The sequence below is a fragment of the Isoptericola sp. NPDC057559 genome, assembly GCF_042801555.1.
GTDB lineage: Bacteria > Actinomycetota > Actinomycetes > Actinomycetales > Cellulomonadaceae > Isoptericola.
On sequence record NZ_JBHVFQ010000001.1, the window covers coordinates 464,039 to 478,846 of the forward strand.

At 73.9% G+C, this 14,808-nt stretch carries 11 protein-coding genes and 1 tRNA gene; 5 read left to right on the forward strand and 7 right to left on the reverse strand.

Features of this window, described 5'->3' with window-relative positions:
- Positions 1-6: 6 nt before the first annotated feature.
- Positions 7-504: an FHA domain-containing protein gene (locus ACFU5J_RS02085; RefSeq protein WP_430573635.1), complete on the reverse strand. Its 498-nt coding sequence runs from the start codon at positions 502-504 to the stop codon at positions 7-9.
- Between the two features lie 10 nt (positions 505-514).
- Positions 515-1,234: an FhaA domain-containing protein gene (locus tag ACFU5J_RS02090; protein WP_430573636.1), complete on the reverse strand. Its 720-nt coding sequence runs from the start codon at positions 1,232-1,234 to the stop codon at positions 515-517.
- 251 nt (positions 1,235-1,485) lie between these two features.
- On the opposite strand from ACFU5J_RS02090, the gene ACFU5J_RS02095 reads away from it, so the two are divergent.
- A tRNA-Leu gene (locus ACFU5J_RS02095) sits at positions 1,486-1,569 on the forward strand.
- Positions 1,570-1,779: 210 nt separating this feature from the next.
- Here the strand turns inward: ACFU5J_RS02095 and ACFU5J_RS02100 are convergent.
- The gene (locus ACFU5J_RS02100; protein ID WP_430577644.1) at positions 1,780-2,205 is read right to left on the reverse strand and encodes a winged helix-turn-helix transcriptional regulator; all 426 of its coding nucleotides are present in this window, start codon (positions 2,203-2,205) and stop codon (positions 1,780-1,782) included.
- 132 nt (positions 2,206-2,337) lie between these two features.
- Between ACFU5J_RS02100 and ACFU5J_RS02105 the strand changes: the two genes are divergently transcribed.
- The 3 genes from ACFU5J_RS02105 (at position 2,338) to ACFU5J_RS02115 (ending at position 7,036) form a co-directional block, all read left to right on the forward strand.
- On the forward strand, positions 2,338-3,210 hold the full coding sequence (locus ACFU5J_RS02105) for an oxidoreductase (protein ID WP_430577645.1): 873 nt from the start codon (positions 2,338-2,340) through the stop codon (positions 3,208-3,210).
- Positions 3,211-3,268: 58 nt separating this feature from the next.
- Positions 3,269-4,138, forward strand: a complete 870-nt coding sequence (locus ACFU5J_RS02110) for a DUF3800 domain-containing protein (protein WP_430573638.1) — start codon at positions 3,269-3,271, stop codon at positions 4,136-4,138.
- Between the two features lie 198 nt (positions 4,139-4,336).
- Positions 4,337-7,036, forward strand: coding sequence for a polysaccharide lyase family 1 protein (locus tag ACFU5J_RS02115; protein ID WP_430577646.1), 2,700 nt, complete (start codon positions 4,337-4,339; stop codon positions 7,034-7,036).
- Positions 7,037-7,139: 103 nt separating this feature from the next.
- Here the strand turns inward: ACFU5J_RS02115 and ACFU5J_RS02120 are convergent, their stop codons facing one another.
- The 3 genes from ACFU5J_RS02120 to ACFU5J_RS02130 all read right to left on the reverse strand — a co-directional run bounded on the left by ACFU5J_RS02120 (position 7,140) and on the right by ACFU5J_RS02130 (position 12,295).
- Positions 7,140-7,940: an alpha/beta hydrolase gene (locus ACFU5J_RS02120; protein ID WP_430577647.1), complete on the reverse strand. Its 801-nt coding sequence runs from the start codon at positions 7,938-7,940 to the stop codon at positions 7,140-7,142.
- Complete coding sequence (locus ACFU5J_RS02125; RefSeq protein WP_430577648.1) at positions 7,937-8,839, reverse strand: GNAT family N-acetyltransferase; 903 nt, start codon at positions 8,837-8,839, stop codon at positions 7,937-7,939. The genes ACFU5J_RS02120 and ACFU5J_RS02125 overlap by 4 nt, the downstream gene beginning before the upstream one ends.
- A gap of 66 nt (positions 8,840-8,905) precedes the next feature.
- Complete coding sequence (locus tag ACFU5J_RS02130; protein WP_430577649.1) at positions 8,906-12,295, reverse strand: DUF5979 domain-containing protein; 3,390 nt, start codon at positions 12,293-12,295, stop codon at positions 8,906-8,908.
- A 193-nt stretch (positions 12,296-12,488) separates the two neighbouring features.
- Between ACFU5J_RS02130 and ACFU5J_RS02135 the strand changes: the two genes are divergently transcribed.
- The gene (locus ACFU5J_RS02135; RefSeq protein ID WP_430573643.1) at positions 12,489-13,448 is read left to right on the forward strand and encodes a diguanylate cyclase domain-containing protein; all 960 of its coding nucleotides are present in this window, start codon (positions 12,489-12,491) and stop codon (positions 13,446-13,448) included.
- A 355-nt stretch (positions 13,449-13,803) separates the two neighbouring features.
- On the opposite strand, the gene ACFU5J_RS02140 is transcribed toward ACFU5J_RS02135, so the two are convergent.
- Positions 13,804-14,727, reverse strand: a complete 924-nt coding sequence (locus ACFU5J_RS02140; protein ID WP_430577650.1) for an SDR family oxidoreductase — start codon at positions 14,725-14,727, stop codon at positions 13,804-13,806.
- Positions 14,728-14,808 lie beyond the last annotated feature (81 nt).

Below are 14,808 nucleotides of genomic sequence, written 5' to 3' on the forward strand. Positions count from 1 at the left end.
TAGCGGTCACCCCTGGAGCTCGACGACGGACTGGCCGATCCGGACACCGACACCCGGCGCCAGCGGCTGCGGTCCCGACACCTGGGCGTCCCCGATGAAGGTGCCGTTCGTCGACCCGAGGTCCTCCACGTACCACTGGTCGCCCTGCGGGAAGATGCGGGCGTGCCGCGACGACGAGTAGTCGTCGTCGAGCACGAGGGTGCAGCCCGGCGACCGGCCGATGAGGATCGACGCGGACGTCAGCGGGAGCGTGGTGCCCGTCAGGGGCCCGGTCGTGACGACGAGGCGCGTGGGGCCGGAACGACGGGGAGGGGCTGGGGCCGCGGCGGCGCCGGCCGGCGTGGCGGCGGGCGCCGCGTCGGTCCGGCGGCGCTCCGCCCGCGAGGCCCGGGGGGCGCCACGGGGGGCCAGGTCGCGGCGCAGGACCGCGATCGCGGAGAGCACGAACACCCAGAGCAGCACCAGGTAGCCCAGCCGCAGCAGGGTGATCGTCAGTTCGCTCATCCTGGGGGGATCACCAGCCTTCGGTCTGCTGGCCGGAGGCGCTGCCGGTCCAGAACATGATGCGGGTACGGCCGATCGTCAGGGTGTTGCCGTCCAGCAGGGTGGCCGCGGGCACCTGGTGGCCCTCGACGAACAGGCCGTTCGTGGAGCCGAGGTCGGTCGCGACGACGCCGTCCGGCGTCACGCGGATCTCCAGGTGGCGGCGCGAGACGCCCGGGTCGTCCACGACGATGTCGGCCTCGGCGTCACGGCCGATGACGGTGACCGGTCCGGTGAGGAGGTAGCGCTGCCCGTCGATGTCGATGAGCGGGTGGCGGGTGGACGGCGCCGCCGAGGTCGCCGGCGCGACGTTCCCGCGCACGGTGGCGGAGCGGAGCTCGAAGCGGCCCGCGGGAATGTCCTCGTGCTCCTCGAACGACACGCTGACCGGGCCCACGAAGGCATAGTGCTGCGACGCCGCGTACTCGGTGAGGTTCGTCGCGAGCTCGTCGGCCATCGTCTCGGCACCCCAGGCGTCGATCTGGGAGAAGTCCGCCGTGGACAGCTCGATGGTGAACTCGTTCGGCACGACCGTCCGGTCGCGCCCGACGACGGCGGCGCGGTCGTCCACCTCGCGCCGCAGACGGCTCGCCAGCTCGACCGGCTTGATCTCGCTGTTGCGTCCTACCTTCGCGAAGGCGTTGTTCATCACGCGCTCCACGCTCTTCTCGAAGCGCTCCAGGGCGCCCATGCCACCTCCTCCCGTCGGCCCGACTCGTTCGCGGGCAGACTATCTAGATCGTAGGCAGGGCCGCAGCACCACTCCTCCGCGCGGTGTGGATTTCCTGCGAACGCTCGGCGCAGAAGCGGGACCTTCCGGTCACGACCAGGTGACGGCGGGTGCTCGCGACCTGGGTCGGGACCGGGCCGGTCGGGGTCGCCCGGGGCCGCCAGCAGGCGATTGGGAGGCACCCCCCGCACCGTGTTAATGTTCTGCGGCACGCGCGAGTGGCGGAATAGGCAGACGCGCACGGTTCAGGTCCGTGTGCCCGAAAGGGCGTGGGGGTTCAACTCCCCCCTCGCGCACGTGAGGAGTGATTCGGCTTCAGGGCCGGAACACCTTCGGAAAGTCCCGGTCAGGTTCTCCTGGCCGGGACTTTCGTCGTTCAGGACCGGGCCGCTCGTGGGCGCTGTCCATGCCGCCCCATGAGCGATGCAGCACCGGGTCGTCGAGCTCACGGTCAGCGCCGGTCGATCTCCTCCGGCATCCGACCCTCGGGGCGCTTCGTCGCCGGGTCAGCTCCGGGTGTCGTAGAGGTCGCGGCTGGCTTGGACGCTGTCCATGTGGCCCTCCGCCCATGCCCGGAGCTGACGGGTGGTCCGATAGAGCGAGAGCCCCAGGTCAGTCAGCGCGTATTCGACGGTGACCGGGACGGTCGGGGTGACGGTACGAGTGAGCAGTCCGTCGCGTTCCAGAGAGCGCAGAGTCTGGGTGAGCATCTTCTGGCTGACGCCGGCAACGAGGCGGGAGAGCTCGGAATACCGCATCGATGCCGGCGCGCCCGTGCCACCGGTGCCGTCACCTCCGAGCGCGCACAGGATGAGCACGGCCCACTTGTCGGCGAGCCGGTCCAAAAGCTGGCGACTCGGGCACGTCGCCAGGAACGCGTTATAGGCATCCCGGGCTGCGTCTCGTTCCTCGGCTGCGGTTGTCGTCGCCATCACACCCGACCTTCCGTCCAGGGCGTAACGCACTCTGAAGTGCGTTCTTCCTCCGAGAGAGTTGCTCCCCAATAGTGGTTCGGGACGCCGCGCGACGCCAGCTCTGATCCGAACGAAGGAAGGTACGGCACCATGACCACAGCTCGGACGACCCTCCCTGGCGGTACCTGGAACCTCGGCGACCGGACCGTCACCCGCTTCGGCTACGGGGCCATGCAGCTCGCCGGACCCGGGGCCATGGGGCCCCCGGCCGACCGTGACGGTGCGATCGCCGTGCTGCGTGACGCCCTCGCTCAGGGCATCACGCACATCGACACCAGCGACGCCTACGGTCCGCGCGTCACCAACGAGCTGATTCGCGAGGCACTGCGTCCGTATCCAGGGTCGGCGGTGATCGCGACCAAGGTCGGCGCGAACCGCGACGCCGAAGGCGGGTGGCCCACCGCACGAACCCCTGACGACCTGCGCCAGCAGGTCCACGCCAACCTCGACTCCCTGGGCGTCGAGCGCCTCGACCTGGTCACCATGCGGATGGGAGACGCCACCGGGCCTCGGCCGGGTTCCATCACCGAGGCCATGGAGACTCTCGCGGACCTCAAGCAGGAGGGTTTGATCGCCCAGCTCGGGCTCAGCAACGTCACCGCCGAGCAGGTCGCCGAGGCACGCGCAGTGGCACCGATCGTGTGCGTACAGAACATGTACAACCTCGCCAACCGATGGGACGACCGACTGATCGACGACCTGGCAGCCGACGGCATCGCCTACGTCCCCTTCTTCCCCCTCGGCGGGTTCGCACCCCTTCAGGCCGAGGCGCTCACCAGCGTGGCGACCCGACGGGAGGCGACCCCGATGGCGGTAGCCCTGGCCTGGCTTCTCCAGCGCTCCGAGAACATCCTTCTGATCCCCGGCACCTCGAAGGTCGCGCACCTGCGCGAGAACATCGCCGGCACGGCGCTCACCCTGACCGACCAGGACATCGCGGAGCTCGACAGCATCCACTCCTGACGGGCTCAGAGCGGCAATGTGGTGGTGCCGCGCCCACAGGCCAGCCCAGGATGACCTCATGACCGCGCCCGCCGGAGAGCCTGCCGTCGTGGAGATCGCCTGCGACGAGTCGGGGTTCTCCGGCACGAACCTGCTGGACCCGGGGTCGCCGGTGATCGTGCACGCGGGCGTCGACGTCACGGAGGCGGAGGCGTCGGCGTTGCTCGACACGCTGCGGTCCCGGTTCAACCACCGGCGGGCCGAGGAGCACAAGGCCCACCTGCTGCTGCGGCCCGGGCAGCCGGAGGCGGTGGCGTGGTTCCGCGCCGCGCTCGACGGGCGGTCGACGGTGCACGTCGTGGACAAGCGCGACCACCTCGCCGGCCGGGTGCTGGACCTGCTGGCGGGCACGCCGTCGTACCTCGACGGCACGCCCCTCGGCCGCGACCACGGCGCCGTGGCCGCGACCCTGCGGGAGCGCACCGACCTGCTCGCGGCGTTCGTCGCGATGACGCGGCTCAAGCACCGGCGCCGGGTGGACCGCGCCGCCGTCGACCGCTTCCTCGCGCTGGTCCCGCGCGACCTGCCCGAGCTGGCCGCGCTCACCCGGGACGGCGTCGTCGGGGTGCTCGAGCGCCTGCTCGACGGCGACCCCGCCGTCCCGCCGCCGCTCGAGCCGCTGGTCCCGGCGCTCGCGGGGACGGCGCTGCGGTGGAGCGACGGCCGCCGGTCGGTCGCCGTGGTGCACGACGAGCAGAGCGCCCTCACCCCGCAGCGCACCGCCCTCCTGGCGGCGAGCCTCGCCGCCGCCGTGTCCCCCGCCCCGCCGCCGCTGCTGGGCGTGCGGCAGGTGGACTCGCGGCGCGACCCGCGCGTGCAGGTCGCGGACCTCCTGGCCGGGCTCGCGCGCCGGGACGCCCTGCGCGCGGCCGTCGACCTCGAGCGCTGACGCTCCGCCGGGCGTGCGCCCGCGCCAGATCGTGGACCAGGGGTTGCGTAGCGGGAAACCGGTCTCTACGGTCAGGAAACCGGTTGCTGTGATCTCTTCGTGACCAATGAGGGTCGCGGACGACGGGATCGCCCCCGCGAGGGCGTCCCGCGGCACCGGTGAAAGTCCCGCGTTCGACGACGAAGGTGAGGCAACGAGATGAACCGACAAGCTGCGCGACGACTCCTCGCGGCGGGGGTGACGACATCCCTGGCCGCCGCGATCGGAGTGACCGCCCTGACGCTCCCCGGCGCCCAGGCCGCGACAGGCGGCGTGACCGGGTTCGCCACCCAGAACGGCGGCACGACGGGCGGCGCGGGAGGCGCCGTCGTCAAGGCCACCACCGGCACCCAGATCCACCAGGCGCTCTGCAGCCGCGCCGCCGACGACACGCCGATCACGATCCAGGTCGAGGGCACGATCAACCATGGCAACACCAGCAAGGTCTCCGGGGGCAGCTGCAACACCGCGGACGGCGTCATCGAGCTGAAGCAGATCAGCAACGTCACGCTCGTGGGGGTGGGAGCCGGGGCCACGTTCGACCAGCTCGGCATCCACATCCGCGAGTCGAGCAACATCGTCATCCAGAACGTCACGGTGAAGAACGTCAAGAAGTCCGGCTCCCCCACCTCCAACGGCGGCGACGCGATCGGCATGGAGTCCGGGGTGTCGAACGTGTGGGTGGACCACGTGACGCTCGAGGCGTCCGGCGGCGAGTCCGAGGGCTACGACGGGCTCTTCGACATGAAGGCCGACACGCGGTACGTGACCCTCTCCTACAGCGTCCTGCGCGGCTCCGGCCGCGGCGGGCTCGTCGGGTCGGGCGACGGCGACCTGGAGAACGGGCCGGTCACCTACCACCACAACCTCTACGAGAACATCGACTCGCGCCTCCCCCTGCTGCGCGGGGCGACGGCCCACATCTACAACAACCACTACGTGGACATCCACGAGTCCGGCATCAACGCGCGCGCCGGGGGCAAGGCCAAGGTCGACAACAACTACTTCGAGGACTCGAAGGACGTGCTCGGCACGTTCTACACCGACCTGCCCGGCTACTGGCAGGTCTCCGGGAACACGTTCGACAACGTGACCTGGTCCGCGCCGGGCACCGACACCAACCCGGCCGGCCCGAACCCGACGTCGACGACGACGGTCTCGATCCCCTACGCGTACGCGCTCGACGACGCGAGCTGCGTGCCCGACGTCGTCGCGGCCACCGCCGGCGCGAACACGGGGCTCCAGGTCTCGGACGGCTCGTGCCGGCCCCAGTCGCCCGAGCCGACGCCGGACCCGACGGACGAGCCGACGCCGGACCCGACCGACCCGCCGACCGACCCGCCCACCGGCACCAACCTCAGCCTCGGCGCGGGCGCGGACGGGTCGAGCAAGGGCTCCGGCACCAGCTACGGCAGCGTCGTCGACGGCGACCGGAGCACGTTCTGGTCGCCGTCGGGCGCCACGGGCCGCGTGTCGGTCAAGTGGGCCTCCCCGCAGACGGTGTCGCAGGTGAACGTGGTCGAGGCGGCGGGCTCCGAGGGCACGATCACCGGGTTCCGGATCGTGAACCACGACACCGGGGCCGCGCTCGCCACGGGCGGCCGCGCGGGCGTCGTCGCCCTGCCGACGACCACCCTGAGCAAGCTCGACCTCGAGATCACCGGAGCCTCCGGCACGCCGAAGGTGGCGGAGCTCGAGACCTACGCCGGCCAGGGCTCGACGGATCCGACCGACCCGACGGATCCCACGGACCCGACGGATCCGACCGACCCGACCGACCCGCCGACGGGCGCGCCGACCCCTGGGGCGGGCGCGATCTTCGCCGCCCCGGACGGTTCGGCCGGCGCGGCGGGCACCCAGGCCGACCCGACCACCGTCGCGGCGGCCGTCGCCGCCGTCGAGCCGGGCGGGCAGATCTTCCTGCGCGGCGGTCGCTACGACCTCTCCCAGACGCTGACGATCGAGCCGGGCGACGACGGCACGTCGTCGGCACGCACCGTGCTGGCCGCGTACCCGGGCGAGACGCCGGTGCTCGACTTCTCGGCGCAGGCGGAGGACCCCTCGAACCGCGGCCTCGCCATGGGCGGCGACTACTGGCACGTCTACGGCATCGTCGTGCAGAACGCCGGGGACAACGGCATCCTGCTCGGCGGTGACGACAACGTGGTCGAGCGGGTCGTCACGCGCGGCAACGCGGACACGGGCCTGCAGATCGCCCGCCTGGTCGCGGGGGCACCGAAGGCGGAGTGGCCCGCGGACAACCTGGTGCTGACCTCGGAGTCGTACGACAACGCCGACTCCGACGGCGAGGACGCGGACGGGTTCGCGGCCAAGCTGACCGTCGGGGAGGGCAACGTGTTCCGCGACTGCGTCTCCCACAACAACATCGACGACGGCTGGGACCTGTACGCCAAGACCGACACCGGCGCGATCGGCGTCGTGACGATCGAGCACTCGCTGGCGTACGAGAACGGGACGCTCTCCGACGGCTCCCAGGCCGGCAGCGGCGACCGGAACGGCTTCAAGCTGGGCGGCTCCGGCATCGCGGTCGACCACGTGATCAGGGACTCGATCGCGTACCGCAACGGGCACCACGGGTTCACGTACAACAGCAACCCCGGCTCGATCACGGTCACCGACAACGTGGGCATCGGCAACGAGGAGCGGAACTTCGCGTTCGACGAGGGATCCCACGTGTTCCGCGGCAACGTCTCCTGCGGCGGCGGCTCGAACGACAAGCTGTCCGGCTCGGACGACGGCTCCAACGCCTGGAACGGCACCGGCGACTGCGGCGCCTACGCCGGCGACCTGGACTGGACGTTCGCGTCCGACGGGACCCTGGAGGTGACGTTCGGGTGAGCTGACCCGCCCCACGTCGTCGCCCCGCGCGGCGTCCCCCGGACCCGGCCGGCCCGCCGTCCCCCTGCGACGGGCCGGCCGGCCCGTGCGCGGACGGTCGCGGTCAGCCCAGGCCGAGGAAGGCGCCCGCCGCGGCGAGCACCTCGCCCGCGACGGCGGTGCCGACGAAACCGTGCTCCGCGCCGGGCAGCTCCAGCAGGCGGCACGGCACGCCGTCGCGGCGGCACGCCGCGGCCAGCTGCCGCGCCTCGGGCAGCAGCGAGTCCAGCTCGCCGACGGCGAGGAACGTCGCCGGAAGCCCGCGCGCCGACCGGTGCAGGCGCGGCGCGGACCCCGGGGCGACGCCCGTCCACGCGCGCATCGCGTACTCCGAGAGCTCGCGGCCCGGGCCGCCCGGCAGGGTGTCGTCGTAGGTCTCCAGCGACAGGTCGAGGCTGGGGTTCGTGAGCAGCAGCCCGGCGAGCGGGTGCGGGCTGCGCGCCGCGGCGAGGGTCGCGACGGCGCCGCCGGCGGAGTCGCCGTCCAGGTATAGCCGGTCGAAGCCGTCGCGGGCGAGGAGCTCGACCGCGGCGAGCGCGTCGGCGACCGCGTCGTCCAGCGTCCACCCCGGCGCGAGCCGGTAGTCCACCGACAGCACGACGACGCCCAGGGCCGCCGCCGCGCGGCGGCACCAGCCGTCCTGCAGCTCGAGGTCGCCGAACAGGCCGTACCCGCCGTGCAGGAAGACGACGGCCGCCCCGGTACCCCGGACCTCCGGCGAGTAGCGGCGCAGCGCGACGCCGTCGTGCACCACGTCCTCCACCACGCCCGCGAACGGGAGCCGTGGCCGGGCCAGGGCGCGCTCGCGAGCGGCGCGCCGCAGCCCGGCCACGTCAGGGGCGCCGGGGACGCCGCCCGAGGTCACGACGCGATCCGCAGCTCGCCCATGTCGACCACCGGCTCGAACCCGAGCCGCTGGTAGAGGGCGTTCGACACGGGGTTCTCCAGGTCGGTGAACAGGCAGACGCGGTGCCCGCCGTCCCGCAGCAGCGCCGACACGTGCGTGACCAGGGCGCCCGCGTACCCGCGGCCGCGGTGCGGGGCGGGGGTGAACACCGGGCCGATGCGGGCCACGCCGAGCGCGGGGCCCATGAAGCCGACGAGCGACACGGGCTCGCCGTCGACCTCCCACCACCAGAGCTTCTCGTCCGCCACGCGCCGCTCCACCGTGTCGCGCGGTGGCAGGGCGACCGTCGTGCCCGGCTCGCGCCCGGCCTGCGCGTCCGCGGCGGCGACGAAGCCCCCGAACCAGCCGTGGGCGGCGTCCACCTCGTCCGCCGTGACGGGGCGCGGTCCGCCCGCGGGCGTGCGCGACGGCGGGACCAGCGTGCCCAGCTCGAACAGGCGGGTGGGGCGCGCGAGCCCCACCTCGCCGCCCACCTGCTCGCGGACGCGCTCGAGGAACGCGCGGGCCGGCGCCTGGGCGCCGTTCGCGGCGTGCACCTCCTCCCCCCGGGCCAGGAGCAGGTCCGCCAGCGACGTCGCGAGCCGCGGGTCCATCGGCATGAGGTGGGCCTGGTGGGGCGGCATGGTCGCCGTCCGCATCGCCGCGCCGGCGACCTCGCCGTCCGCGGTCCGGGCGACGGCGAACCAGTGCGGGTGGTCGGGTGCCGGCTCCCCACGGGCGGCCCGGGCAGCCAACCGCTGCGCCGTCGTCGCGACGATCGTCGCCCGCACCGGGTCGGTGGCGAGCACGCCCGCCACGACGTCGAGGAAGGCCTGCGGGTCCTCGGTGAGCTGCCACGCGGCGGTCGGGTGGTCCATGCGCGCACGCTAGCGGGGTGCCGGTGCCCCACGCACCGGGAATCGTCGCCCGGGCGCGCGGGGCCCTCAGCCGCGGACCACGCGGGCCAACCGGCGCACGACGAGCCCGAGGAGCACGAGGCCCGCGGCCAGCAGGGTCAGCGGGCCGCCGCCGAAGCCCGTCTGCGGCAGCTCCGGCGAGACGGGCTGCTCGGGCGTCGGCGTCACCGGTGCGGCCGTGTTGGTGAGCGTGACCGCGTTGAGCCGCTCGTCCTCGGCGTGGATCACGACCCAGCCGTCGTCGTCGGGCTCCAGGGCCTGGCCGCCGATCTCCCACCGTTCGGCGCGCCACGTGACGCCGTCGACGCCGGGCGGGTCGGCCTCGCGGAGCGTCACCGTGGTCCCCAGCGGGACGTCGTCGGCCACGAACGGGTCGCCGAGCACCAGGTCGCCCTGCTGCACCGGACCGTCGTCCACGCGGTACTCGACCGGGAACCGCGTGCCGTCCGGCACGTCGGCTCCGGTGACGACCTTCTCCACCCGCACGGTGGCGACCGGGACGGCGGAGTTGGTCACGATGAGCGCCGTGGTCCCCGTGCCCTCGTCGATCGTGACGCTGCTGCCGGGCGACCAGGTCGGCACGCCCCACGTCCACCCGTCGGGCAGGACGCCGTCGGACGGCGGGTCCTCGGTGACGTGCACGGTGGTGCCGACCGGGAAGTCGCGGTCGGGGGCGGCGGCGGAGCCGTTCGCCGGCACGCGGAGCACGCCGTCGTCGGTGCTGCCGTCGGGTAGCGTCGCCGTCCACGGGACGGCGAACGTGTCGGTGCCGAGGTCGCTCACGTCCGCGCCGAGGATGTCCTTGCTCACCTCGAAGGTGCCGTGCTCCACGGTCGCGGTGTTGGTGACCTCGACGGCCGCCGTCTCCCCGTCGCCCACGGTGATCTCCGACGGCGTGATCGTCGGGGTGCCCCAGTCCCAGCCGGGCAGGTCGGGCAGGTCGGCCTCGTCGAACGTCACGGTGGTGCCCGCCGGGAAGTCGAGCGGGTCGCCGGCCGCGTCGGTCGGGGCGACGGGCTCGCCGTCCGGCGCCAGCGTCGTGGAGCCGGACGCGGTGGTGCCGTCCACGTACGTCGCGGTCCAGCCCACCGTGAACTCGAGGCCGTCCGGGACGTCCTCGGCGTCGGGCCCGTCGAGGGCCTTGGCCAGCGTGAACCCGCCGGTGGCGACGTGCCCGACGTTCGACACCTCGAGCGTGACCTGCGGCCCGCCGTCGAGCTCCAGGGGGTAGTACCCGTCCTCGTCCGGGTCGGTGAGCGGAACGCCGCCCACCGACAGCACCGGGTCCTCCCAGGTGATGCCGTCGTCGAAGATCGGGTCGTGCTCGCGCACCCACACGGTGGTCCCCGCCGGGATGTCGCTGCCGTCCAGCAGCGACAGCACCGTCACCGGGTCGCCGACCGCGATCTCCCGCGTGCGGCCCTCGCGCGGACCCCCCGGCGGGTCGAACGTGTAGTCCACCGAGAACTGCAGGTCCGGGTCCACCGGGCCGTCGACGTCGAGCACCTTCACCACGCTGAACCGTGCGGTGGCGGGCACCGTCTGGTCCTCGGCGAGGATGTTCGTGACGTCGTCCTCGACCACCTGGCCCTCGCGGTCGATCGTGAACGTCGTGCCCGGGCTCCACGACACGCCGGACCAGACGGAGCCCTCGGGCGGGGTGCCGGGGTCGGTCTCGGCCAGGGTGACCTCGGTCCCGACGGGGAACGTCACCGCCTCCCCCGCGTCGTCGACCGGGCCCTGCGGGTCGAACGTGCCGTCGGCGCCCGCGACCAGATCGATGGTGCCGGCGCTCTCGTTGCCGTCCGGGTCCACGGCGGTCCACTCCACGACGACCGTGGTGCCCTCGTCCACCGCGACCGGTTCGTCGGTGGCGGCGTGCACGGACTTCACCACCTCGAAGGTGCCGCGCGTGCGCTCCGCCGTGTTCGTCAGCGCCGCGGTCGCGACGGCGTCGCCGTCGTCGGTGATGGTCAGCGAGGACGGCGACACGGACGCGCCCGTCCACTCCCAGCCCGGGGCGTCCGGGGGCTGCTGCTCCTCGAACGTCACGACCGTGCCGACCGGGAACGTGCTGAGCGTGCCGTCCACGTCCTGGGGGCGCACCGGGCTGCCGTCGGCGGGCAGGTCGAGCGTGCCGGAGCCGAGCACCTCACCGTCGGGCGAGGTGGCCGTCCAGTCGACCGGGAACGTGGTGCCGTCGGGCAGGTCGCCCGCGCTGACGCCGTCGAGCTCCTTGGAGACCTCGAACGTGCCGTGCGGGGACCCGCAGGGCACGGTCCCGGCGAACATGAACGAGTGCACCTCGCCGCCTCGCAGGATGACGTCCCTGCCGATCACCTGGCCGTCGAGGGGCGCCGCGTCCACGGTGACGTCGGCGAACGGCGCGTAGATCGACCCGTCGATGCGCTCGCCCGTGTGCTCGACGGTGACCGCGCCGGTCACGGCCGAGAGGTCCCACAGGATGTACGGCGAGTACTGGCCCTGCGGGTCCACCCGCAGGCCGTGCACGTCGGTGGTGCCGGCGGGCACCCGGATGATCAGCGGGTTGTCCTTGCCCGGCACGGCGCTCCCCGCCGAGAACTGCAGCAGGTCGGCGCCCGCGACGAGCTCGTACGGCACCACGTTGGGCCGGTCCGAGGCGAGCGGCGAGAGGACCTTGCGGTTGCCCGCGTCCTCGGCGACCGTCACGTGGTTCACGTCGTGGCCGTCCGGGTCGCTGATCGTCGCGAGGCACTCGGCGCTGTCCTGCATCGTCGCGTCCTGGGCCGCCTGCACGTACCCGGCGACGACGTCCTGGGTGTCGCCGGTCCGCGCGGTGAAGATCGAGTTGTTGCTGCCCGTGGGCGGCTGCGCGTCCTGCGGGAACGTCTGCGCGGTGGCGTCGATGAGGGGCGGGCTGGAACCCTGCGCGGACTCCCGCACCCAGCCCTCACCCCGGGCCGCCGTCCCGAACGGGCCCAGGTCGCGGTCCACCGTCTTGAGCGCACCGATGTTCTCCGGCGAGGTCGCCCCGCGGCTCGTGATGTTGACCTGGCCGACGTTCCGGGACTCGTCCGGGTCGAAGCGCCCGATGAGCAGTCGCGTGGGGTCGCCGTCCACGGTGGGGATCGTGTAGTCGGCCGTGCCGGCGGCGACGTGGATGACCGCCCACTGCGCCCCGGTCGTGTCCGTGAGGTTCCGCCCGGCCGCGAGCGATCCCTCCAGCTCCTGGTCGGCGACGACGGCGTCACGCTGCGCGTACACGGTGAAGCCGCCGGCCGACGTGAACGGGTTGACGTTCCCCTCCGCCGCCGCAGCGGCCCGCGGTGCGGTCGCGGTCTGCGCCCCCAGGCCCACCAGCCCGCCCAGCGCGAGGGCTGCCGCGAGCAGCCCGCTCGTCGTCCTGCGTCCGGTCGTCGAGCCAGTCCCGCGCATCTACCGCTACCCCCTGCAGCGTCGTGGTGTCCCGCGCCACTCTAGGGACGGTCGGGCGGCACCGCCGGGTGGTTGCGCTCCCACCGTGCGGGGCGCCCAGGGCGGGGCGGTGGTGCTGAACGGCGGACGAACGCTCGGCGAACATCGCGCCCGACCCCCTGACGGCGGACCGGGGCGCGACCATACTTCCGCTGTGCACGACGAGATCGCCCGACTGGCCCGCCACGTCGCCCCGCGCGGTGCGACCCGCGCCGGCACCGTCGCGGAGCTGACGCAGCCCGTGCTCGTGGTGGGCTCCACCATGCCGGTCGGTGAGCTCGAGGTGATGTTCCGGCGGCCCGAGGTGGGCTCCGTCGCGGTGCAGGACGACGCCGACACGTCCCGGACCGGGATCGTCACCCGCGCCGGCCTGGCCGCGGCGCTCACCGGCCGGCTCGGGTACGGGCGCGCCGTCCTGGAGCGCCGCCCCACGGGCGCGGTGGCCGACTGGTCGCCGCTCGTCGTCGGGCCCGGGACGCCGGTCGCGGACGTCGCCGGGCTCGCGATGTCCCGGACCGCGGAGCGCCGCTACGACGACGTCCTCGTCCCGGGCCCGACGTCGTGGGGTGCCGCGAGCACGGCCGACGTGATGCGCGCGGTCGTCGCGGAGCTGGCGGACCGGTCCACGCACGACCCGCTCACGCGCCTGCCCGGCCGGCCCGCCACCTGGTACGCGCTGACCCGCCGCTGCGCGCTGGTACGCGGCGGCGCGACGCGCGTGGTGCTGGTGCTGCTCGACGTGCGCGCCCTCGCGGCGCTCAACGCCGAGCGCGGCCAGGACGCCGGCGACGCGGTGCTCGTCGAGCTGGCGGCGCGCCTCGAGGCGGCTCTTCCCGCCGGGTGCGAGGCCGGGCGGGTGGACGGCGACGGGTTCGCGGTCCTCGCGACGCTGCCGGCGATGGACGACATCCAGGCCGCGGCGTCGGCCGAGGCGCTGCGGCAGCACCTGCTGGCGCACCTGGCGGAGCCGTCGGGCGGCATCGACCCGGTCGCCTGGCCCGCGCTGCACTCGGCGGCCGCGTGGTCGGTGGCCGGGGCCGCCGACGCGGACGAGCTGGTCGCCCAGGCGGAGCGGCGCCTGCTGCGCGAGCGTCGCGCGGCGGTGCTGGTCTGAGGGTCCGGACCGCCGGGTCCCGGGCAACGTTCCGGGCAACAAAGAGCCCGCGGGCTGGAGGTCGAACCTCCTGCCGTGCTGGACGAGGGCACGGCACCCGCGGGATCCGGTGGTCGCGAGGAACTCGCTACCCGTCCCGTGCGCCGTCGGCCTGGACGAGCTGGTCGTCAGGGGGACAGCGCGAAACGCTCAAGGGCGCACGCGACTAGCGCGCGACCACCTCATGGGTCCGAAGAGTCTTCACTACTCCGATCACCTCCTTTCTCATGTGCGGACGACGCTACGCCCGCCCCGGCGGGGAGGCCAAGGGTTTTCCCCAGGGTGAACGCGGGCCGTGCCGCCCGTCGTGCGGCCGTCAGGCGCGGCGGAGGTGCGCCCACTCGCCGGGGTAGTCGTCGAGCCACTGCGCGAGGGAGCGGGCGGGCCGGCCCACGAGGCGGCCGACGTCGCCGGAGACGTGCGCCAGCTCGCCGGCGGCGATCGCCGTGTACGACGTCACCCACCCCTCCACCTCGAACGGCTCGGCGCCGTAGCCGGCGCGAGAGGCGTACGCCTCCTCCTCGGTCTCCGGGTGGTAGGTGATGTCGCGGCCGGCGGCCCGGCCGAGGACGGTCGCGACCTCGTCGAGGGTGAGCGCCTCCGGCCCCGTGACCTCGTAGACCGCGCCGTCGTGCCGCGCGGGCCGCTCGTCGAGGATGACGGCGGTCGCGACGTCGGCGACGTCGTCGTGCGAGACGGCCGCGACGCGACCGTCCGCCGCCGGGCCGCGGATCACGCCGTCGCGCCCCACGAAGGTGCTGAGCGCGTGCAGATAGAGGTTGTCGCGCAGCACGGTCCAGCGCAGACCGGTGCGTGCCGCGACCTCCGCGAGGTGCTGCTCGGTGTGCCAGTGGTCGCGGGCGAACGTGAACACCGCGTCCGGTGCGGCGCCGGCGAACGACGTGTACACGACCCGCTCGACGCCGGCCGCCGCGGCCGCGTCGATCGTCGCCGTGTGCTGCGCGACCCGGTCCGGCGCCTCGCGGGCGCTCACCAGGAAGACGGTGCGCACGCCCTCGAACGCCGCCCGCATCGCGGCGGCGTCCTGGTACCCGTCCGCGACCGCGACCTCCGTGACCGGCAGCGGCCGGCCGTCGCCGAGGCGCGGCGCCCGCGCCCGGTCACGCACGACCAGGCGCTGCCGCGCGCCTTCCGCCGCCAGCCGGAACGCCAGCCGCGACCCCAGGCGACCGCTCGCCCCGGTCACGGCGATCAGCCCGTCCGCCGCCCATCTCGCCATGACCCACGGTAGGCACGACCTCGTCCGCCGGGCCCGTCGAGCGGCGGACCCGGTCGTGACCCGGGCGAGAATGGGCCGGTG

Excerpts from the sequence above, each read along its gene's own strand:
- ACFU5J_RS02090 (WP_430573636.1), bottom strand. The coding sequence starts at position 1,234 with ATGGGCGCCCTGGAGCGCTTCGAGAAGAGCGTGGAGCGCGTGATGAAC.
- ACFU5J_RS02115 (WP_430577646.1), top strand. The coding sequence starts at position 4,337 with ATGAACCGACAAGCTGCGCGACGACTCCTCGCGGCGGGGGTGACGACA.
- ACFU5J_RS02110 (WP_430573638.1), top strand. The coding sequence starts at position 3,269 with ATGACCGCGCCCGCCGGAGAGCCTGCCGTCGTGGAGATCGCCTGCGAC.
- ACFU5J_RS02125 (WP_430577648.1), bottom strand. The coding sequence starts at position 8,839 with ATGGACCACCCGACCGCCGCGTGGCAGCTCACCGAGGACCCGCAGGCC.
- ACFU5J_RS02100 (WP_430577644.1), bottom strand. The coding sequence starts at position 2,205 with ATGGCGACGACAACCGCAGCCGAGGAACGAGACGCAGCCCGGGATGCC.
- ACFU5J_RS02130 (WP_430577649.1), bottom strand. The coding sequence starts at position 12,295 with ATGCGCGGGACTGGCTCGACGACCGGACGCAGGACGACGAGCGGGCTG.
- ACFU5J_RS02105 (WP_430577645.1), top strand. The coding sequence starts at position 2,338 with ATGACCACAGCTCGGACGACCCTCCCTGGCGGTACCTGGAACCTCGGC.
- ACFU5J_RS02140 (WP_430577650.1), bottom strand. The coding sequence starts at position 14,727 with ATGGCGAGATGGGCGGCGGACGGGCTGATCGCCGTGACCGGGGCGAGC.
- ACFU5J_RS02085 (WP_430573635.1), bottom strand. The coding sequence starts at position 504 with ATGAGCGAACTGACGATCACCCTGCTGCGGCTGGGCTACCTGGTGCTG.